Raw genomic sequence first — 22019 nt, forward strand, 5'->3', positions numbered from 1 at the left:
TCTTTTGCGGTTACAAATTACAAAAATGATCCGGTTATTCTTTCAAGATCACCGATAGCTGGCGTTTGAGCATACTTTCTGGGATATGCGAGCCAAAGCCGAGATCGAGCGCAATGTCGATCAGTTCGTTCTTCGAACGGGCATTGAACTTTTCGCGCAGTCGAATGACATAATTCTCCACTGTTTTAACCGAAACACCGAGCACCTTGGCCATGTACTGTGGTTTTTTGCCATATAGAAGCAAAAAGAGAACTTCAGATTCGCGGGTGTTAAGGTTGATGGCGTTGTGGTTTAGATCAAGATTGAAAGAGGCTTGTTCTTTCGGGTCTATACCGGCTGCCCGGCAAATCCAGTGACCAACTTCTAATACTGCCGTATCCTTGAGTTCGACACCTGAAAAAATGGTTCCGACGATGTCGTTTTCTTCATTTTTCCAAGGCGTTTTAGTGAATAAGTGTGCACGCCAGCTGCCATCGGAATAAGGGTGGATATCCAGTACCCGCATTCTTTTTCCTGATGTCACCACAAGATTATCTTGTTCCCGGAATGCTTCTGCACATTCAACTGTTGGGCTTGGCATGTCGAAATCGGTACGGCCGATACAATCTAAATGATGATCAACACCAATTATGTTTCCGTACTCGGAATTAGCATAAACGAAGACTGAATCCTTATCTTTACATCCCCAACACCCTGGGAGCTGATTAAATATATGTAGTAAAGAGGGATCGACTTTATTTTTCACTACGTGTGGCCTGAGTTAATAGAATAGAGCAGCTGCAACAGTGAAGTTTAATTGAATAGACAGAGGTTACAATATCTGAATGACGGGTTTTTGGACACATTTGTAAAAAAGGATAAAAAAAAGCCGACCTAATAGGTCGGCAAAGACAAGAGTTAGACTCCGAAGAGCACAATCCTGTACGACGTGTAGAAGAGGTATCCAATCAGATTCATATTCTTTGGTATGAGGGTGTATACCAAAGTAAACCCGCTTGGCATGTATCCAAAGCTGGATACTGTAGACAGAAAGCGGTAAAAACCGTCTCCCTGTCGACGGAAAGAACTATAACAATAGTGCGATAAGCAAGTAAGGGGGGAAATCACCTATTGACTCTGGGTTTGTTATGTGGTTTTGGTTTTTAAGGTGTGCTATAAAACATTGAGCATAAAAATGCTTATTGGGTAAAACGCACAATCGTTAGCGAGAGCATTTTTTGCGGATGTGTGGAGAAACGAGAGATTATTCAGATGCTTTGAATAACATTGTTCCTTTATTTACTCGCTTTTTCGGTTAAGAAACAGCCGTAATGTGTCGTGAAAGTCGGGCTGCCTAGATATGCATGCACCTGCAATCATTCGGTTTTATATTCAAAAGAAACAATGTGAAATAAAACTATATTTATTTGCTCAAGCAGGCAGTTGTTGATTGGAATATTCTTTTTTTTAAAAAAAAAACGGCTAATTAGGTAAGGTAATTAGCCGTTCGTAGCACTGTAATACCCTCTTAATTTTTGAGGGTAAATAATGTTGCCTTAGCGTGAGATTTAATTGACTAAATTAAACGTTCTAAGCAAAGTGATCCCTAAGCTACTGGTGAATATGGATCCTAGTGTCGTTACGGCAATAATATTTGCGGCAAGATAGGCGTTACCTCCCATATTTCTCGCCATTACATAGCTTGCAGCAGCTGTTGGGGCTGCGCTCATTAAGAAGATAAGCCCGAGCTCCAATTCTCTAAAGCCAAGCCCAATACCGGCAAGAGTAATCAGCAGTGGAGCAATCACGAGCTTGCCTATACTGGCAAATTGGGTATTTGTTGGTTCTTGTCGCAACTGGTTGAAATTCAGACTTGCGCCGGTACAGAGCAATGCCAGTGGGAGAGTCATCCCTGCAAAGTACCCACCGGATTTAGTGATTATCTCTGGTAGCGGAATTGCAAAAATAGAGAATGGTAGCGCGCAAAGTATGCTGATAATCAGCGGGTTTTTAATAATGGAGCGAATCAAGAAGCTAGCATTGAGTTTTGGTAAGTTTGGATTAGCGCGAGATAAGGTGATTACGGCAAGGATGTTGTATACCACAGTGATAACGGCAACGTATAACGAGCCAAGAGCAAGACCGGTATCCCCGAAGGCATTACTGGCATAGGCAAGACCGATGATGCCGGTATTGGCACGAAAAGCCCCTTGTATAACGACGCCGCGGTCCTTTTTCTGCTTGATTGCTCGCTTTGCCAATAATTCGAACAGTAAATAAGTGAGAATATTCGCTGTTAGTGCAAAGAGTAATAAATCAGGGTTTCCTATTTCAGATATGTTGGAGCGGGAAACACTCAAGAACAGCATTGCCGGTAAGGTCAGGTTGAAAACCAGCTTGGAGCCGGTTTCAATAAAATCTTCCGTTAACATGCCGATGCGTTTGAGATAAATCCCAAGTCCCAACATGAGAAAAATGGGGCCTGTGATGGAAAATGAGTAATGTAATTGTGCTAGCAGCTCTGTCATGATCGCCTATTCCTATTAAGAGCGCTATTTGTAACACAATTTGCATTGAGATAGGAACGATGATCAAGGATCATTGTTTCGATCTATTTCTTTTCAGCAATCAAAGAGCAGCAACCTACTGAAAGTAGGCGGAACGATGATCAAGAGACGCGTAATAACGGTCAATGTAGTTCCGACTGGAACGATGATCAAGTGAGATCTTGATCTTGGTCTTTTTCCCAGAACGATGATCAAGAGAGCCGCCTTTCCTGACTGTTCAAAGTGTCGACAGCTCTTAGGGAGATCTGTGCCAATATTATTCATAATCAGTTAAGAGGTTGAAAAAAAGCCCTTTTATATAAAGGAGGAATGAATTGGTGCTTTTGGCTTTTATTGAGCATTGGTTTTAAAATCAACAAACGAACATCAGAATGACATCGGCCGTAAAAACTCCCCACTTGATCATAGTTCCGATAGCTCTCATGGCGGTAATTGACACGGTCATGATTGCTGGGTAGATATGGGCTGGGTATAGCTATTGGGGGAATTATGGTATTATCTGTCTACGAATCACCGTCATATTCTTCGGTTATTTAGCATGAAAGAAAAGCTGAACACGTCAATATTTAAACCTTCTGAAATTGTCAAATTGCCTGAGCTGATGGATCATCATAACCATGGTTATAATCAGGTAGTAATTGGTTTATCGGGACAAACGGAATTTGATATCGAAGGGGCGGGTAATCTGGTATGCCCCGGGCAGGGGTGTTTGGTCACGGCAGATTCAGAGCATGCCTTTTCTGGCATCGGTAATAATGAAATTTTGGTACTCAATGTTGCCACTGAACAATATCAGGCTTCTTATACCCAAGATCATATTTCCCTGCTGTTTGATCATTCGAGTTATTTCCATCTTGATCGCCAGGCGCAGCATCTCATTCAGGCGCTGACGGCTGAAATGGCTGCCCATCCTGATGACCTGTTGCTTAGCAGAGCGTGTACCGATACCTTGATGTGTGTGTTGCATCGCCACTTCAAGCCGCTGAAGTTTGATCGCCAAACCTACCGGCTGAACATGGATGTGATCGATCAATATATCCTCCAGCACCTGACTCGAAAAATCAGCGTTTCCCAGTTGGCTGGCTTGGTCTTTTTGGGGGAAAGCCAATTTCATCATCTGTTCAAAGAGCAGACCGGTGCCACGCCTCACCAGTATGTATTAAAAAAGCGCTTAGAGCTGGCAAGGGATCTTATTGAAGAATCTAAACTGAGTGTTGCTCAAGTGGCTCAGAGTACAGGATTTGCTAGTCAGAGCAGCTTCACTCAAGCCTTTACCCGGTTATACGGTAAACCACCGGCTCGCTATCGCCGCGACAATCCTGCAAATTAACCTGATCATTAACACCAGTCTTTTTGTTGAAAACTTGTAGCAGTCCGTATCTAGGCTGACAGCTTTCCCTGTTTAATATTCCTTTTAAGCTACATATCATACCGATGAGTAGCTTCTTTGTACGCCTTCACCGTCTGATCTTAGTTGATCATTGTATCGCTTCCCCTTGATCATCGTTCTATGTTTGCATGAATTTCCAACAATATTTGTCTCGTGGTTACGGATAAATGCACATCTTTTAAAGAATCTCTGTCTATTTTTGTTAAAAGCCGGACTTTTACTAAAAAGTATCGGAGAATATGGCAAGACTATCGGAGTGGTGGAAAATAAAATCCCCTCAATGGTAACACTGATGTAACATTTTTCTTGGTTAGGGGCAGTCAGTAACGAAAAATGCTGTTTACCTGATCCGGTACACTATTGAGGGAATCACTATGTTCAATGCGGCAGAAGTACTTCAGCCTGGTTTTATTGAGCGTCCACTGGATGAGCTCTGGTCTAAGATTTCACCACTGTACAGCGTGGATGAATCGCAATGGCTGGCGCAGTTGATGCCGTTGGCCGAGCCAACAGTGCAAGAGCGGCAGTTTACATCTGAGCAAGCCACCAGCCTGATCGAGCGGGTTCGAGCCGATCAGAACGCAATCCAGATGATTGATGCCCTGCTGCTTGAATACAGCTTGGATACTAAAGAAGGGATCTTGTTGATGTGTCTGGCTGAAGCGCTGATGCGTATTCCAGATGCCGCAACTGCCGATGCTCTGATCCGTGACAAACTCAGTGTGGCAGACTGGAAGTCGCACCTGAAAAACTCGGATTCGCTATTTGTTAATGCCTCTACCTGGGGACTAATGCTGACCGGTAAGGTGGTTAGTTTAGATGCTAAAGAAGATGGCGCACCAAGCCATGTTATCAATCGCCTCGTTAACAAGATGTCTGAGCCGGTGATCCGCCAAGCCATGAATCAGGCGATGAAGATCATGGGTCACCAGTTTGTTCTTGGCCGTACTATTGCCGAAGCAATGAAGAATGGCAAAGACAAGCGTGACCAAGGCTTTACCTATTCTTTTGATATGTTGGGCGAAGCAGCCCTAACCGCCCAAGACGCTCAGAAATATTTCAAAGATTACGTGATGGCTGTTGAAGCGGTCGGTCGTGACAGCTATGCCAGCGAAAGTGGCAGCAACACCCGCTCGCCTGACCCAACTGTTTCTATCAAGCTTTCTGCTTTGCATCCTCGTTATGACGTGGCTAACGAAGGCCGTGTGCTGGATGAAATGTACGAATCGGTGCTGTCGCTGCTCAAGCGTGCCCGCGAACTCAATGTCGGCATTACCATTGATGCCGAGGAAGCTGATCGCCTAGAGCTGTCACTGAAGCTATTCGAAAAACTCTACCGTTCTGATGAAGTGAAAGGATGGGGACGCTTTGGCTTGGTCATACAGGCTTACTCGAAACGCGCTTTGCCGGTGCTGGCTTGGTTAGCTGCATTGGCTAAAGAGCAGGGCGATGTTATCCCTATGCGCTTGGTAAAAGGGGCTTATTGGGATAGCGAATTGAAACTGTCCCAGCAAAGTGGCTTTAGTGGCTATCCTGTATTTACCCGTAAGGAAGCGACCGATGCGTCTTATCTGGCTTGTGCCCGATTCTTGCTTTCCCCTCCTCTTAATGGCCTGATTTATCCGCAGTTTGCCAGTCATAATGCCCACACGGTGTCTGCGGTGATGGCGATGGCTCAATCGCACCGCAATTTCGAATTCCAGCGTCTGCATGGTATGGGGGATGCTCTGTATAACCATGTGATGGAGATGCACCAGACCAACGTCCGGATCTATGCCCCTGTTGGCAGCCATAAAGATTTATTACCGTACTTGGTACGCCGTCTATTGGAAAATGGTGCCAACAGCTCATTCGTCCACCGTTTGGTTGATGCCAATTGCCCGGTAGAAAGCCTGATCCAGCACCCGGTTGATACCTTGAAGTCACGTCCTACCCTGCACAACGGGCTGATCCCGTTACCGCCGAAAATATTTGGTGACGAGCGTAAGAACTCCGCTGGGATCAATATTGAGATCGCCTCGCAATGGCAGCCATTTAGTGAATCTGTTCAGGCGTTTTCTAATCACCAATGGCAGGCCGGCCCGATTATCAATGGGGTTGCTGTGACGGATAGTAGCAGCACTCTGGCCGTAACTGCCCCTTATGATCGCCGAGAGAGCGTGGGATCGGTGGCCTTTGCCAATCAAGAGCAAGTTAAACAGGCGATTGCTATCGCAGCACAGGCCTTCCCGCAGTGGTCGACTCGCCCTGCTTCCGAGCGTGCAGAGTGCTTGCTGCGTCTGGCTGATTTGCTGGAAGCGCATACCGGTGAACTGGTGGCTTTATGCCATCGCGAAGCGGGTAAAACCATTCAGGACGGCATTGATGAAATTCGCGAGGCGGTGGATTTCTGCCGCTTTTATGCCAATCAAGCATCGGAAGAGTTTGCCCAGCCAAAAACTGTGATGGGGTTTGACGGTACAACCCGTCAGCTTAGCTATCAGGGGCGTGGCGTCTTCGCTTGTATCAGCCCATGGAACTTCCCATTGGCGATTTTTCTTGGTCAGGTGTCTGCGGCACTGGCTGCGGGTAATACCGTGGTTGCCAAACCGGCAGAGCAGACTTCGCTGATTGCTTTCAGAGCGATTGAGCTGATGCTTGAGGCCGGTGTACCTGCTGGCGCTATCCAGTTGTTGCCGGGGACCGGTGCGGAGGTAGGGGCACCACTGACCGCTGATACCCGTATCGCCGGGGTGGCGTTCACTGGTTCGACTGAAACGGCCCAGCGAATCAACCGCAGCCTAGCAGCCCGTGATTGCGAGCCGGTCCCATTTATTGCTGAGACCGGTGGCCAGAATGCCATGATTGTCGACAGTACCGCCCTGCCTGAGCAGGTTGTACGTGATGTCGTGCGTTCGGCCTTTGCGTCAGCAGGACAGCGTTGCTCTGCATTGCGCGTCTTGTTTATCCAGCAGGATATCGCCGATAGAGTGATTGGCCTGATCAAAGGGGCAATGGCTGAACTGTCTGTAGGGCGTCCTGAGCTGCATAGCACAGACGTTGGTCCGGTAATTGATGCTACGGCCCGCGACAAGCTATTAACCCATATCCAGTCGCTGAAAAACCAAGCCAAATTAGTGGCACAGGCTACGATCCCAGCGACTTGCCAGCACGGTGACTTCGTTGCACCGTCGGCGTTTGAAATACCTTCTATTGATATTCTGGAAAATGAAAACTTCGGCCCGATCCTGCATATCGTCCGGTTCAAAGCCAGCGAGCTTGATCAGGTGATCGACCAAATCAACCACAGCGGTTTTGGCCTTACCATGGGTGTACATAGTCGCAATGAGCGAACTTACAGCCATATCGAGCGCCGTGCCCGTGTCGGAAACTGCTACATCAACCGGGATCAGGTAGGTGCGGTGGTTGGCGTTCAGCCATTCGGTGGACAAGGACTGTCGGGAACTGGCCCGAAAGCGGGTGGCCCGCACTACCTGTACCGCTTTACCCAAGATTGTGTTGAAGCCTAATAACCGTCGAGAAATTTAAGGAGTGATCATGACTATTCAAACATTGGTAAATACAAGCTCGGCGGCATGGGAAGGCTGGAATAACCTAGGCTATGAAGCGAGAACCCGTATCTTGCGACACTGGACCGATCAACTGGTAACCGAATGTCGTGCCATGGTGGAGTTCCAGTGTCGTCATGCTGAAGAGCATGTGGCACCCACCTTGTTGATGCCGGGGCCAACCGGTGAAACCAACGAGCTTTATTGTGCCGGACGTGGCAGCTTTATTATCACCGCTGACATTGACACACCACTGGTAGCAGTGGTCGGCCAGCTGTCTGCAGCATTAGTGACGGGCAATACCGTGTATGTCTGCTTGCCTGCCGATTATCCGGTGAAAGCAAAAAACTTGGTCGTACAGCTAGAACAAAGCGGCTGTGCTGGCGGTGTGATCACCGCTATCGATAACGATCAGCTTGCTGACTTGGTCAGCCATCCTTTGGTGGCTGGCGTGGCCTATGCCGGCAAGCTGTCAACTACCCAGGCGCTTTCGCGCCAACTTGCTGCCCGAGACGGCTTGCTTGCTCAGCTTATCAGTGAAACTGATACCGACAAGCTTCCAGTGATCGGCAGCCCAACATACTCACTGCGTTTCGTGACCGAGAGGACACGGACTATCAATATTACAGCGGTTGGTGGTAATGCCACCTTGCTGGAATTGGGGAGTGGTGAGGAACACTAACTTCGGATTGTGCCGCCATATGCAGGGACACTAGCTTGCAACCTGCCGGCGGCTGAGAAGCAATCCATCGCTGATTGTCAGCGTTATAACCAAATGCCCCTGCAACGAACAGGGGCTTTAAGTGAGGGAACTCAAACAATGATAGAGAATAGCTTTGCTATTACAGCAACGTTCGTCGCCTACCTGATCGGTATGCTGGCCATTGGCTACATCGCCTACAAGCGTACGTCTAATTCAGCCGATTATTTCCTCGGTGGGCGCACACTCGGGCCGTGGCCTGCAGCGCTGTCTGCCGGGGCTTCAGATATGAGTGGTTGGTTGCTGCTGGGTCTGCCGGGCTACGCTTATGCGGCAGGTATCGAGTCCCTGTGGCTGGCCGGTGGCTTGTTGCTAGGGACATGGCTCAACTGGTTGATCTGTGCCAAGCGTCTGCGTACTTACAGTATTACGACCGATAATGCATTGACCATCCCGGAATTTCTGGCTCGTCGTTTCAACGATAAGTCCAAGCTGCTCCAAACTATTTCAGCATTCTTCATCTTGCTGTTTTTCCTTTTCTATACCAGCTCGGGTTTGGTTGCCGGTGGTAAGTTGTTCGAGACGGTCTTCGGTCTTGATTACACTATCGCAGTCGTTGTCGGTACGGTGTGTGTGGTTTCATACACTTTGTTTGGTGGTTTCCTCGCGGTATCTTGGACCGACTTGGTGCAAGGCTTGTTGATGTCAGCAGCGTTGCTGATTGTACCGATTGCAGCGATGAACGGTAGTCCGGGTGATTTGGTTGTTGCGCTGGAAGCCAAGAACCCTGAGTTGATGACCTTGTTCAACGACGTGAAGGGCCAGCCGTTGTCCGCCATTGCTATTATTTCACTGGCGGCTTGGGGCCTAGGTTACTTCGGTCAGCCACATATTCTGGCGCGATTCAAAGCAACCCGTAGTAACGCCGACATCACAACTGCTCGACGCATTGCGGTCGGTTGGACAGCCCTGTCTATGGCTGGTGCCGTATTGGTTGGTCTGGTGGGTATTTTGTTTGTTGATAGCCAGCTAGCTGGCAACTTGGATGACGGTGAGCGTATCTTCATGTTGTTGGTGAATTCTATGTTCCACCCTGTAATTGCCGGTATTTTGCTAGCGGCGATTCTGGCGGCAATCATGAGTACGGCTGATTCCCAGTTGCTGGTGTCATCTTCGGCGTTGGCAGAAGATTTCTACAAGCAGGTATTTCGCCCGCAAGCGACATCGGAAGAGATTGTCACCGTTGGCCGTATTGCGGTTATCGTCCTGTCGATTATTGCCCTGATGCTGGCAATGAATCCAGACAGCACTGTACTTGGCCTTGTGTCATATGCATGGGCAGGCTTTGGTGCGGCCTTCGGCCCAGCATTGCTGTTGAGCTTGTTCTGGAAAGAGATGAACCGCAACGGCGCACTGGCCGGTATCATTATCGGCGCACTCACCGTAGTGATTTGGAAACAGCTGACTGGCGGTATTTTTGATCTTTATGAAATTGTCCCGGGCTTTATCTTTGCCACCATCACCATTGTTGCGGTGAGCAAGATGACCGGTGGTGCATCGAAAGAAGTGGAAGCACAGTTCGACGCTTATCAGAAAAATTTGGTTGAGTTTAAGTAACAACCTCGCGTTACTATAATGATCAAAAGCGGCTTCTTTTTTGAGAAGCCGCTTTTTTTTGTGCCTGCGATCTACCTCAGGAACTTTACGTTACTTAAGTATAAAAATGGTGGTATTTGCCTGCTAAATGCCTTTGGGTTATGAATTTGCAGGACTGATGCAAAGGAAAAACATACTTATAGGTAGCGTGATGCTTATTCCGCATTTTCGTTTTTGACGAGATTAACACGTTCTATTTCAGTTCTTATCCCTCACAATTTGTAAGCTTATTAATGCTCTGGCTACCTTTGCAACTCACGGTTGAAGTACGGAAGTTCCGTAAGGTGGCTGAGCGTATATGGAATGGATGATCTTATGAAAAAACAACAAACTAAAGCAGTGTTAATAACCAGTCTTAGTGGTGCCATGATCGGAGCGGTGAGTGCAGCTGCCTATGCCGAGCCTTATGATATGTTGCTCAGTGATATCTTGGCTGACGAGCAAGCTATTATCGCAGAGCAGCCCGAAGGGCTGGCATTAGTGATTGAATCAATTCGCACACTGGATAATGAAAAAGTAGAAGCTATCAGTGTTGGCAATCCGAATAATCCGGAGAATGTTAAACGGGTAGAGTCACTAGTGAGTGAGGACGATTGGAATTTCCTTTTTGTTGAGCGTCATGCGCAATATACCTATTTAAATCTCCTCAAGGGTATCGGTAAATTCCCAGCATTTTGTGGTAATTATGATGATGGCAGGGATCCAGATGCCATTTGTCGTAAGTCTCTTGCCACTATGTTTGCCCACTTTACCCAAGAAACGGGCGGGCATAATGCATATAGCGAATACCCCGAGTGGCGCCAGGGGCTATTCTATCTGCGAGAGGTGGGCTGGAGCGAAGGAACCTCTGGCGGCTATGGTATTTGTGACCCTAGCTTGTGGCAAGGTGAGGCCTATCCATGCGGTCAGTTTGAAGATGGATCCTACAAGAGTTACTTCGGCCGTGGAGCCAAACAGCTCAGTTATAACTATAACTATGGCCCTTTTTCCCATGCTATTTATGGCAATGTTGAAAAGCTTCTCAATGAACCTGAACTGGTCGCCGATACTTGGCTAAACCTTGCCAGTGCCGTGTTCTTTTATTTGTATCCGCAATCCCCTAAACCGAGCATGCTGCATGTGCTAGACGGTACTTGGCAACCCAACCAAGTCGATTTGAATGCTGGTCTTGTTCCCGGGTTTGGTGTGACCACGATGATCATCAATGGTGGCGTAGAATGCGGCGGTTCGAGTGAGCATATCCAATCGCAGAACCGTATTGATTACTATCGTGAATTTGCTAAATACCTAGAGGTCGCTGTCCCTGAAGATGAAGTGTTAGGTTGTGCCAACATGCAAGCCTTTGATGGTGGCGGTGCGGGCTCGCTGAATGTGCACTGGGAAGAAGATTGGGGCTGGACGCCAGATACACCAACGGGGCAAACCTACCAGTGTCAGTTGGTTGCTTATCAAGGACCATACTCCGCCTTTGTCGAGGGTGACTACCGTAAATGCGTTGAAGACAAGTTTGATGTCAATATTATCAATGACATCGAAGGGGTGCCGCCGACAGCCGATGCCGGTGGGGATATTGTCTTGTACTCGAACAATACTCAGGTAACGCTTGACGGTACTGGTTCGAAGGACTCATATGGTGAAATTGTCAGTTATCAGTGGCGGCAGGTGTTGGGTAATACCCTTGATATCTCCAATTCAGACAAAGCGAAAGCGTCGGTAGTTGTTCCTAAGGTCGAGTCTGAAACCTTGTATGGCTTTGAGCTGACTGTGGTTGATGATGATGGTGAAACAGCGTCTGATACCATGACGATCACAGCGAAAGCCGTTCCCGATAATTTCCCACCAACGGTAGAGCTAACAGGCCCTCAATCAGTAAAAGCTACTGAAACAGTCACAATTACGGCAACTGTTGAGGATCCTGACGATACCGAATTCAGCTTCAACTGGCGAGCATCTAACGGTATCTTGCCTGATGTGGCCGAAGATAATCTGTCTGCCAGCTTTACGGCCCCGGCCGTTGAAAGCGAAACGACAGTGACGGTTTGGCTAGATGTGACGGACAGTGCTAATGATCCCGTAACGGCTTCACATAATGTTGTTGTTAAACCGGCGTCCACTGGCGAGTACCTTGCTTGGGTACTGGGCGAAAATTATGTTGAAGGGGATCGTGTCACCAACTTGGGCGAAAATTATGAATGTAAAGAGTTCCCATATAGTGGTTGGTGCGGTGTTGCTGAAGTCTATAAGCCTGGCGAAGGCACGTCGTGGAAGGATGCGTGGATCAAGCTATAGCATAAGTAACTAACAGCTAGTCATAAAACGGCATTTGCATTGCTTATGCCGTTTTTATTGCTACAAAGCAAAGTTTTGCTGGTGGTTTTGTCTGAATTGTGAGCAGTCAGACAAATCGGATCAGAATATGCCTGAGTACTCTTTTTGGCTTAACATTATGATTTTTAAGAATATAAATATGTCCCTCGATGAAACGAAAGCAAAAACCCTCTCACTAGCGTACTAGTTTACTATTACATTATCGCAGTGATTCTGATAGTTTGTGCTGGCAAACGAGCATTATTGTCAAAACTATCACTAGAAGTACCTGTTAAATGAAGCTGAAAATTTCCTCTGTCGTCATCTCTACCCTTTTACTTGCTGGTCAAGCATCAGCATTTACTCTTTATGAAGATGACCAAAACAAATTCGATGTTGGTGGCGTTTTCGTCCTTGATGCATTCCAGCCAGTCTGGGGTGAAGATGACATCTTTTCTGCCACTCGAAGTATCTTGAACATGGGCTTTGAGCGCCAGTTACAAGAAGGCTGGACACTGGATGCCAAATTCGAGTGGGATCAGTTTCTGAATAACCCAACCTCGGGCAGCAGTAACTTCCGAAACCGTCTGGGCTACGTAAGCATCAATAACGATGAGCTGGGTAGCCTGCGTTTTGGTAAGCAATGGTCTGCCTACCATGATGTTGCGCGTTACATGGATAACCTGATCATCATTGACCCGGATGCCACGCCTATCTATTCAGAAGGGACAGATGGCGGTTTTGCGGCTACGGGCCGTGGTGATAACTTGGTCGCCTACCGTTACAGCAACAACGGCATCAACGTATCGGCGCACTACGGTTTTACCAGCAACGGTGAAACTGGCAGCTTTGAAGATGAAGAAAAGCAAGTTCAAAGCGATACGGTTAAGCGTGACTACAACTACGCGCTATCAACCAGCTACGACTTTGACTCGGGTGTGAGCCTGGGTGTGGCCTATCTTGAGAACAAGGTAGAAGTGGTGAAAGCGACCGATGTTAATGGCCTTGAAGACGGTGACAAGCAGACAGCATTGACCGTGGGGGGTCAGTATGTGGCAGGTGGCCTGAAAGTGGCAGCGGTTTACACCAAAGGTGAAAACATCCACAAAGCTGGTTTGCAGGGTGGCCCTCGCACTGAGTGGGCTGATGCCAATGCGGTCGATGTGTATGCCCACTATGCGCTTGAGTCTGGTCTTCGCCCATACGCTTATATCTCGCATGTCGACTTCGATGGTGAAGGCGATGTGACTGGCGACCGCCAAGTTTACGCTGTCGGCCTGTCTTACGCCTTCACGCCGAAAACGGTATTGTCGTTCGAAGCCAAGCGTAACGAGCTAAATGAATTCCGTGGTGAGTCTAGCCGTACCGACAACGGTGGTGGCTTCAACTTCGCGTACGTATTCTAAGTTCGCTTCTAAGCACCGATAGCAGATAAAAGGCTGGCATGTTTGCCGGCCTTTTTAGTTTCTGCAGATAGAAGATTGACTTAACGCAAGCTAATCCTGAGACAGTTTGTGGTTAGATACACGAACATTTTGGAGAGTAATCAATGGCATTATCAGATAGAGAAAAAAGCCTAATCACAGGTATGTTGTATAATCCAGGCGCAGATGGCTTACCAGACGATCGTTATCAGGCACGCAGTCTTTGCCGCAAGATCAGCAATTGTGATGACAGCAAAGAACGCAATGCACTAATCCAGCAACTGTTTGCCAAGTCAGATGATTCGACGACGCTAAATGGCAACTTCATGTGTGATTATGGCTACAACATTGAAGTGGGCAAAAACTTCTATATGAATGCCAATGGGGTGATCCTCGATTGCGGCAAAGTGATCATCGGCGATGAAGTGATGATTGGCCCCAACGTCACCCTGTGTACAGCTGGACACCCTATTGATGCGGCTACCCGTTATACCTATGAAGAGTTTGCCAAACCGATATATATCGGTAACCAAGTGTGGGTCGGTGCTAATGTGTTGGTATTGCCGGGGGTGACGATCGGTGATGGGGCGGTTATTGGTGGTGGTAGCGTAGTGACCAAAGATGTACCAGCGCACTGTGTTGTGGTGGGCAATCCGGCCAGAGTCGTCAAAGAAAATATTAATGGCTGAAAGTTAGCACGGTTGTGATATGGGCAAGTAATGGCCGAGCCTTGAAAGCCCGGCCGTGAAGCTTACTCACAAGGTGGCGCGAGATGGATCATCGCCAAGCCGCCTAAAGAGGTTTCGCGGTACTTCTTATTCATGTCTTTACCGGTTTGGTACATGGTATCGATGACCTTGTCGAGGGAGATGAGCGACTTGCTGTTGCGTTTGAGCGCCATGCGTGAGGCATTGATAGCTTTCATCGCGCCCATCGCATTACGTTCGATACATGGGATCTGGACCAAGCCACCGATTGGATCGCAGGTCATTCCCAGAGAGTGCTCCATGGCAATTTCTGCCGCCATGCAGATTTGCTCGTTGCTGCCACCGCGGATAGCGGTCAAGCCTGCTGCTGCCATTGATGATGACACACCGATTTCGCCCTGACAGCCCACTTCAGCACCCGAGATAGACGCATTCATTTTGTAGAGCATGCCTATGGCCGCAGATACAGCAAGGAAGTCTTTAATCTGCTTACTGTTTAGTTCTTGGATGAATTTGTTGTAGTACATCAGCACGGCAGGGATCACCCCCGCCGCCCCATTGGTGGGTGAGGTGACGACTTGGCCGCCTGCGGCGTTTTCCTCGCTAACGGCAAAGGCGAACAGGTTCACCCAATCCAATATCACCATAGGATCACTTTCGATCTCTTGGTTGGACTCAAGCTTTTTCAGCAGGGCTGGTGCGCGGCGAATCACTTGTAGACCCCCTTCCAGAATTCCCTCGGTTTCAAAACCACGGGCCATACAACTCGACATCACCTGCCAGATTTGGCTGGCTTTGGCATCCAATTCATCTTGGTCGCGGAAAGCAAGTTCATTGCGCAGGAACATCGCCCCGATGCTAATGCCTTCGCGCTCTGTGGTTTTCAGGATATCTTCAGCGGAGTTAAATGCGAACGGTACCGTGACCTCGCTGGTGGCTTTGCCGTTTTGCAGTTCGTCGGCCGTCGCAATGAATCCGCCGCCGATAGAGTAGTAGGTCTCGATAAAGAGCGGCTTGCCTGCTTGGTTGAAGGCCGTAATCGTCATGCCGTTTTCGTGCAAAGGCAAATTATCGCTGTGAAAAAGCATGTCAGTGTCGATATCAAAAGTGATGGTTTTCTTACCCGCCAACTGCAAGGTTTTGTTCGTCAGCCCTTCAGCCATCATTTGATTGGCCGCTTGGATATCAATCGCATCAGGCTTGTTGTTCATCAAACCTAAAATTGACGCACGGTCAGTGTGGTGCCCCTTGCCAGTCAGAGACAATGAACCGAATAAATCCACTTGCACCCGTGCCACATCGTCTAATATGGCATCGACTTTCTGGCAGAAATCAAAACCAGCCAGCATGGGTCCGTTGGTATGGGAGCTGGATGGGCCTACACCCACTTTGTAGATATCGAAAATAGATAGCATGGTATTTCCTTAAATAATACTTCTACTAATAAGTTTGGCAGAGTAAGAATTTTCTACTGTTTGAATCGCCTAAGCTGTGATCCTGTTTGGATTAATTGAGTTAAAGGTACTGAGAAAAGGATGATGGCGATTGGAATAAAAAAGCCAATTGCAGCTGCAATTGGCTAATAAAAAAGAATACATAGATCAATATACTGTGTTGATTTAACAATAAAAAATTAACATCAGTAAAGTTGTGACTTTATCAAATCAATGATCAAGGAACAGGTAGTTTTGCCAACTCTTCATCCGGATCAAGACTTTGCGCATTACCGATACATGCTCGAAGCTGTCTGAGTAGACGGCGATTTCAACATTGGCCCCCTGCGGCAGGTGATATTCAGTCAAATCATCGGTGATTTTCAGTTTAACCAATGGTCGGCCTTGGCGGAGCAGTTGATCGCTGCCATAGAGAACGCCCGAGGCTTGAACTTGGCTTTCACCGATAGCCGGGAGTACCTCGACCACTTCACCCTGAAATGTCTTGCCGGGCAGGGCACGAAAGATAAAGTCGGCCTTAAACCCAGGACGTAGCCTGAGCAGTGAATTCTGCCTGAAGGCGCCGATAAAGAACTGCTCCTCTTGGTGGATAAAGGTCATCACCGGTTTTAGTGGTAAGGGGACAGCCATCATACCGGGTCGCAGCGTTACCTGGGTGACATAGCCGGCAGTCGGGGCGTGAACCACGGTTTCCTCAAGATTGAACTGGGCTTGGATCAGCTGAGCACGCACCTTAGCAATCGCTGTATTTTCCCCCATGATTTGCGACTCGTAAGTTAACTTGGCGCGTTGTTCTTCCGCCCGAGCGGCAGAGAGTGATGCCTCTGCACTGCGGTAGAATTGGCGGCGGTTATCCACTTCCGATTTGGTAAACGCACCGCGCTTAAATCCCTTTTCATAGCGCTGGTATTGGGCCAGAGTCCTATCACGTTCGGCTATCGCCCGCTCGGTACTGGCTTTGGCTGCGTGGTATGCCGCTTCAAGACCCAGAACATTTTGTTTTGCTTCGGCAAGAGCGGCCAACTGCAGTTGGACTTCAGCTTCGTACAAGGTGGGATCGATACGGAAAAGTACGTCACCTTTTTTGACTGGGGTATTAGCCTCAACAGGCACCTCAATCACCTTGCCTCTCACGCCAGAAACAATCGGTGTCGTTACATAAAACTGCCCACCCATATTACTGTGCGGATGGTTGTAGTTCATCAGCAATATCAAGGTACCAATAAGGATAATGCCGCCGAGCACCGCGGTAGGCACTGTCCACTTGTTGAGTGGGATATTGAAGATTTTAAATATCGCAATACACAGTGCTGCGTAGGTAAGAATGAGTAATAAATCCATTAGTGCTCACCTCCCTGTTGATTATCTGTCGAGTTACCGTTTTTGGCCTGCATGACTTCTAGTTCGGCGACCTTTTCGGTTAGGTGCTCGACCTGCTCTGACAGTTTCAGCATTTCATGGTGCAGCTCGTTCTGTTCGTTTTGGATTTTGGTAAATCCCCATCCGCGATCTTCGCGCCAAAGCGTGGCCCAAATCCACAGAAACGGCCAAATGGCATGCAAGGTAAATAGACTCACCCAGCCAGCGTAATGAATCGCGTCTTGATGGGGGTGATTACGTTTTACTGATATTTCATAGGGGATATCGTGAATGGCGATGATCCCATAGAACAGGAATATCGCGACAAAGCACAATACGCCTAAGGCAAAATAGTCGAGAAACATCCTTGCTCCTTGTCCTTAAGTGGTAATCATTTTGTACTTGGCTACCCATAGCAGTAACCACAAACAAATTTAGCATGAATTTACTTTTATATATGTTTTTATTAGCTTTATTTCGAGTTCAGACAAGATGGATAGACAGGAATTGTCATATACTCACGAGGAATAGATCCTCCAGTTTTCGGGGTGTTGGTCGATATAAGTAGTCAATGAGAGAAAGGTCGCTGTTTTTGCGAAAGAGGCGGGCGGTCTCACCGAATGCGGTCGATGTTCGGTATGATAGAAATAAATAATAAGTGTAGAGGGGATATGCCTTATCTAATGGTTGTTACAGGCCTTTCAGCGGGCCTACTGGCGTGGATCCTGTACCGTGTTTTTGTCTCTCGGGGCAAGCAGCAACAGTTTATGGTTGAAAAACGGCAGAAAGAAGCTCGATACCAGCAAGTGTTGGAAAAGGCGAAAATTGCCGAGCGTGAAGAAAAAATCTTCAAGGCGCAGACAGGACATGTATCGAGCCAGTTATCCCTGGCCAAGGAATATGAACTCACCAATGTTCGGGAAGCCATTAACTGGTATGACAAAGCGGCCAAGCTCGACAATATCATTGCCCAGAATGCGTTGGCTCGTTTGTGTCGGGCCGATATTGACGATCCTGAAGGCGAAGCCAAGTCGCGATACTGGGAGCAGGTGGTCAAAGCTCAGCGCGGCGAAGCGAAAGAGTTATTTGAACTTGGGTTGCTACTGATCCGTGGTCAGGGAACTGACATCGATGTCGAAGCTGGCTTGGACATGGTGCTGGAGGCGGCAGACAAAGAGCTGATAGCCGCGATGCTGTTTCTTGGTGATTGGTATCTGTCTGAGTTTGCCCAGCCTCATCAGCCACTGGAGGCCTTTTTGTGGCGCTTCCGAGCGGCAAAGCAAGGGGATATCAATGGCTTTATGAAAACGGCTTTTTGTTATCAGGCGGGTATTGGCGTGAGTAAGGACAGCCATCGAGCCATGTACTGGCTGGAGCGGGCGGCCGAAAGAGGTGACGGTGAGGCTCAGTTGCTGGTGGCCAAGATGCATAACCGCACTAATATGGCCGATGCCACTATCGCCTATATTTGGTATTCCCTGGCTTATGTGAATGGTTATAAGCAGGCTAAGGAAGCACGAGATGAAGTCGTTCAGATCCTTGATATCGATACCATTCTCGGGGTGCAAAATGTGGCAAACAAGGTCTACAAGATGCTTAAGCAAGGTGAGGACTTAGCCCCTCATTCGGTGATGCATCTGCTCGATAGGCTCTATGGTAGGAAGGGTTACCGGCCAACAGAAGAAATCCTTGAAGCGTTGGCGCTGGGCGATCTGGCCAGTGAAATGTCGACACTGAAATCAGCTGACAATAGCGGTTCCTGCGAGATAGCACAGGATGGACTGGACGGTGAGGCGTTATTGCCTGAAACCGATACCATTGCGGCTACGGGTAATTCTGAAAGCCAACCATCGGTAATGTCGGGCTACCAGCAACAATCATGGCAGTCGTCGTGGGATAGTTTGCTGTCAGGAAACGATGATAATCAGGCAAAATCCTAACGGGTGAATGCTGATTGAAGAGGTCCGGTTTAGTTGGTCATAACAACTAAGCCGGGCCTTTTCTCGTTATTGGGCACGAATATAGTCAAGTAGCTGCGGCATCTCGCTGAGGGTGATCACCCTTGGGTCTGTGATCTCTGGAGCATGTGGTGCGGCGTAATGGAAAGTAGGGATCCCCGCGTTGAGCCCAGCCTGAACGCCACGGGCGGTATCATCAACAAAGACGCAGTCTTGCAGTCGGTAGCCCATATTCATGGCGGCAAAGTGCAGCAAGTCCGGATCCGGTTTCCAACTGCTGGCTTCAAAACCACTAAATAACTTCCCTTCGAAAAAGTGCAGCATATTGGTCAGGCCGAGAGTATGTTCCATTTTATGGACCGGACCATTTGAGGCAATACACATATCAATGCCGAGCTGTGTCAGCTCTTGAAGCAGTTCAGGGACCCCCACGATAGGGGTTAAATGCTCGTTGAATAGCTTGCGGCACTCTTCCCGGTACATAGGCTCCAGGGTGTCTATAGATGCTGTTACCCCTGTACGCCGCCGTGTTTCGGCTAGGATATCGACAATCTTGCCACCTTGGAAATGCTCAATACACTCATCAAGACTCAGGTGCCCGCCGAGCCGGGAAAAGATGTTCACTAATGCTTGGTTGCACAGCCGCTCGCTGTCTACCAAGGTGCCGTCGCAATCGAAGATAACGCAACGGGTGTGATAGGGCTGAACCTTATTCATATTCTCATCCTATATGTCTCGCTGCATTGATTGTTAATCCAGCCCAAAGCATTCGACAATACAGAGATTGGTATTTTGTTAGCTGTATCGCCAACTGGTTATAAAATGGTGAGAATAATTTGATTCAGCACGCATTGAGTGCCTGTTGATCTTCGACCCAAAGATGCTGCGCAATGTCGGCATCATGTTTAGGGCAGGCGATGCCGATAGCCTTTAATCCTGTTTTTATCTTGATTGCAGTGATTTACTCGACCTTTATTCGTCGATGTCATTTATGGATGTGGTTATCGTCACTATACTTGTTGGCAAAAGTAGTAAAAAAGGCAAATGCCGTAAAATTCACCGAGGTAAGGCAATTAAAGCGGGTCTGTTTATATGGGCGGGTGCCTGTGTTGATAGTCTTGGCGGAAAGCGTCGGGTGAGGCAGTGGTGCAATTATAAGGGGGGGCTATGACTTCATCCATATTTCCTTCATGGCTTGGCGGCTATGAAGTTAGGGAACATGTAAAGAATCCAAACATTACCGTCGGGGAGCATACGTATTACTCCGGCTATTATCATGACAAACATTTTGAGGATCATTGTGTTCGGTATTTGCTGGGCGACCACTCGAGCCGTGCGGTTTGGGAATCTGGGATCTTTGGCGAGGTCGACCAGCTTATTATTGGCAAGTACTGTTCAATAGCATCCGGGGCGACCTTTATGCTGGCTGGAAATCAGGGCCATCGGCATGATTGGATTTCGTCGTTTCCTTTCGATGTCGGTAAGTTCGGCGACAAGGTCAAATCGGGCTTCGAACGTTCCGGCGACACGGTGATAGGCAACGATGTCTGGATCGGCAGTGAGTGTGTCATTATGCCCGGTATTACCATTGGTGATGGGGCAGTGATCGGTGCTCGGGCTGTTGTTACCAAGGATGTCGAACCTTATGCCGTGATAGTCGGCAATCCTGGCCAGGAGGTCAAAAAGCGTTTCAGCGATCCGCATGTCGCGATGCTGCTTGAGATGAAATGGTGGGATTGGCCGGCGAAGCGCTTGCAAGAGAACATGGACGTGATGTGCAGCAACGATATCGAGGCTTTGTTCGAGCGCTACCGGCGTTTTGACGTGTAACGCCTTCACATGCAGACAGGCAGATAAACCAATCGCTAGGCCGCCCATTTTTTGGGGCGGCCTGGTTGTTTCTACAGCTTGATTTGTGACAATCAGCTAGCCGACTTTCCTAGATGATCTGCACAAGTCGTTGGATGAGAATCCTAACATCTACGGCGGTGATTTCATGAAGATGACACTCGGTAACTGGTAATTACCCAAATATTCACAGCCATGGTCAATAATGGCTGCCGAGCTAACCTGACTCAAGCTTGTTACGCAATTAGATAGAGCGTAATCATAACTAAATATTATGCTTTAACTGATATTCCTTGATTTAATCCTCACTCTGTTTACTAAAACAGGTGACTCACCTTAAATATCTACAAAGAGTTGCAATAAATAGCTTACCTAGCGCTATGCCTGTATGAGAATTGTGTTTAACGGACCGTTTCTTCCTTAAATCGTTGGTACTCAATTTAACATTGCCGCCATTTATTAAATTACTGAATAGGTTTGTTATTTTTGATAATTGAATATGTTCGTATTTGTGTGGATGATGACCCATGATCGTTGTTCGTTGCAATATGACGTATCCAACAAACAATTTTTCCCCACCTATCCCTTTGGGGGAGCTGCCTTATGGCAGCGTTTTTTTATGATTCAAATCGACGGCTCCCACCATGATTGGTTTGAAGCCCGAAGTCCAAAATGTTGTTTGCTGGTCTATATCGATGATGCAACTGGCGGCTTGATGAACCTGCGCTTCAGTGAAACCGAATCGACGTTCGATTATGTGGCTGCAACCCGTGAGTATATTAGCAACATGGCAAACCGGCCGCTTTCTATAGCGACCGGCATGCCGTCTTCCATATCAGCAAACGCGATGCCTACATCGAACGGTTGACCCAGTTTGGCCGTTTTTTGAGCGATCTCTTGTCATCCTTCACACCCTGATGAGATTCACTGATAACAAGAAAAATTACGTCAGTGAGGTCATGCATCTGATTAATTAATGTCAGATCGAGTATCTTCAACGACCGATAAGTGTTCAATAAGGTTTAAAATGGCTGCTTAGCTAAGGGGGCTCTATTAGATCATATGTGTTAACAAAGTGCGAACCTGTCCTGTGCCCCATGCAAAGCATTATTAACAGTATTC

The 22019-nt window shown here is 47.8% G+C and carries 14 protein-coding genes and 3 pseudogenes; 11 read left to right on the forward strand and 6 right to left on the reverse strand.

Annotated elements, in window-relative coordinates; all coding sequences use genetic code 11:
- Positions 1-34 precede the first annotated feature (34 nt).
- Complete coding sequence (locus ACVA58_RS09840) at positions 35-745, reverse strand: helix-turn-helix transcriptional regulator (RefSeq protein WP_446510268.1); 711 nt, start codon at positions 743-745, stop codon at positions 35-37.
- Positions 746-1547: 802 nt separating this feature from the next.
- Positions 1548-2507 (reverse strand): AEC family transporter, encoded by a 960-nt coding sequence (locus tag ACVA58_RS09845; protein ID WP_446510269.1) that lies wholly within the window; start codon positions 2505-2507, stop codon positions 1548-1550.
- A gap of 577 nt (positions 2508-3084) precedes the next feature.
- Here ACVA58_RS09845 and ACVA58_RS09850 point away from each other — a divergent pair.
- The 8 genes and pseudogenes from ACVA58_RS09850 to ACVA58_RS09885 form a co-directional block, all read left to right on the forward strand.
- Positions 3085-3876 (forward strand): helix-turn-helix domain-containing protein, encoded by a 792-nt coding sequence (locus tag ACVA58_RS09850; RefSeq protein WP_446510270.1) that lies wholly within the window; start codon positions 3085-3087, stop codon positions 3874-3876.
- A gap of 434 nt (positions 3877-4310) precedes the next feature.
- Positions 4311-7445, forward strand: coding sequence for a bifunctional proline dehydrogenase/L-glutamate gamma-semialdehyde dehydrogenase PutA (gene putA / locus ACVA58_RS09855; protein WP_446510271.1), 3135 nt, complete (start codon positions 4311-4313; stop codon positions 7443-7445).
- A gap of 28 nt (positions 7446-7473) precedes the next feature.
- Entirely contained in the window at positions 7474-8166 is a 693-nt protein-coding gene (locus tag ACVA58_RS09860; protein WP_446510272.1) for an aldehyde dehydrogenase family protein, read from the forward strand.
- A gap of 138 nt (positions 8167-8304) precedes the next feature.
- Positions 8305-9801: a sodium/proline symporter PutP gene (gene putP, locus ACVA58_RS09865; RefSeq protein ID WP_446510273.1), complete on the forward strand. Its 1497-nt coding sequence runs from the start codon at positions 8305-8307 to the stop codon at positions 9799-9801.
- A 354-nt stretch (positions 9802-10155) separates the two neighbouring features.
- Positions 10156-12129 carry a glycoside hydrolase family 19 protein gene (locus ACVA58_RS09870; RefSeq protein ID WP_446510274.1) on the forward strand — a complete coding sequence of 658 codons (1974 nt, stop codon included), beginning with the start codon at positions 10156-10158 and terminating at the stop codon, positions 12127-12129.
- A 314-nt stretch (positions 12130-12443) separates the two neighbouring features.
- On the forward strand, positions 12444-13553 hold the full coding sequence (locus ACVA58_RS09875) for a porin (protein ID WP_446510275.1): 1110 nt from the start codon (positions 12444-12446) through the stop codon (positions 13551-13553).
- A gap of 182 nt (positions 13554-13735) precedes the next feature.
- Positions 13736-13852, forward strand: a pseudogene (locus ACVA58_RS09880) (maltose acetyltransferase domain-containing protein); the annotation flags it as partial.
- A 240-nt stretch (positions 13853-14092) separates the two neighbouring features.
- Positions 14093-14239, forward strand: a pseudogene (locus ACVA58_RS09885) (DapH/DapD/GlmU-related protein); the annotation flags it as partial.
- Positions 14240-14322: 83 nt separating this feature from the next.
- Here the strand turns inward: ACVA58_RS09885 and ACVA58_RS09890 are convergent.
- The 3 genes from ACVA58_RS09890 to ACVA58_RS09900 all read right to left on the reverse strand — a co-directional run bounded on the left by ACVA58_RS09890 (position 14323) and on the right by ACVA58_RS09900 (position 17456).
- A complete protein-coding gene (locus ACVA58_RS09890; protein WP_446510276.1) occupies positions 14323-15693 on the reverse strand; it encodes an L-serine ammonia-lyase in 1371 nt (456 codons plus the stop codon).
- 249 nt (positions 15694-15942) lie between these two features.
- Entirely contained in the window at positions 15943-17073 is a 1131-nt protein-coding gene (locus ACVA58_RS09895; protein ID WP_446510277.1) for an HlyD family secretion protein, read from the reverse strand.
- Positions 17073-17456, reverse strand: a complete 384-nt coding sequence (locus tag ACVA58_RS09900; RefSeq protein ID WP_446510278.1) for a DUF3302 domain-containing protein — start codon at positions 17454-17456, stop codon at positions 17073-17075. Before ACVA58_RS09900 ends, ACVA58_RS09895 begins: the two co-directional genes overlap by 1 nt.
- 306 nt (positions 17457-17762) lie before the next feature.
- Between ACVA58_RS09900 and ACVA58_RS09905 the strand changes: the two genes are divergently transcribed.
- On the forward strand, positions 17763-19031 hold the full coding sequence (locus tag ACVA58_RS09905; protein ID WP_446510279.1) for a tetratricopeptide repeat protein: 1269 nt from the start codon (positions 17763-17765) through the stop codon (positions 19029-19031).
- A gap of 66 nt (positions 19032-19097) precedes the next feature.
- Here ACVA58_RS09905 and yieH read toward each other — a convergent pair whose 3' ends face one another.
- Positions 19098-19766 (reverse strand): 6-phosphogluconate phosphatase, encoded by a 669-nt coding sequence (yieH, locus tag ACVA58_RS09910; protein ID WP_446510280.1) that lies wholly within the window; start codon positions 19764-19766, stop codon positions 19098-19100.
- 450 nt (positions 19767-20216) lie between these two features.
- Between yieH and ACVA58_RS09915 the strand changes: the two genes are divergently transcribed.
- Both ACVA58_RS09915 and ACVA58_RS09920 read left to right on the forward strand, forming a co-directional pair.
- Positions 20217-20879 carry a CatB-related O-acetyltransferase gene (locus ACVA58_RS09915; RefSeq protein ID WP_446510281.1) on the forward strand — a complete coding sequence of 221 codons (663 nt, stop codon included), beginning with the start codon at positions 20217-20219 and terminating at the stop codon, positions 20877-20879.
- A gap of 637 nt (positions 20880-21516) precedes the next feature.
- Positions 21517-21794: pseudogene (locus tag ACVA58_RS09920) on the forward strand (ISNCY family transposase); the annotation flags it as partial.
- Between the last annotated feature and the right edge of the window lie 225 nt (positions 21795-22019).

Source organism: Photobacterium sp. DNB22_13_2 (assembly GCF_052873915.1).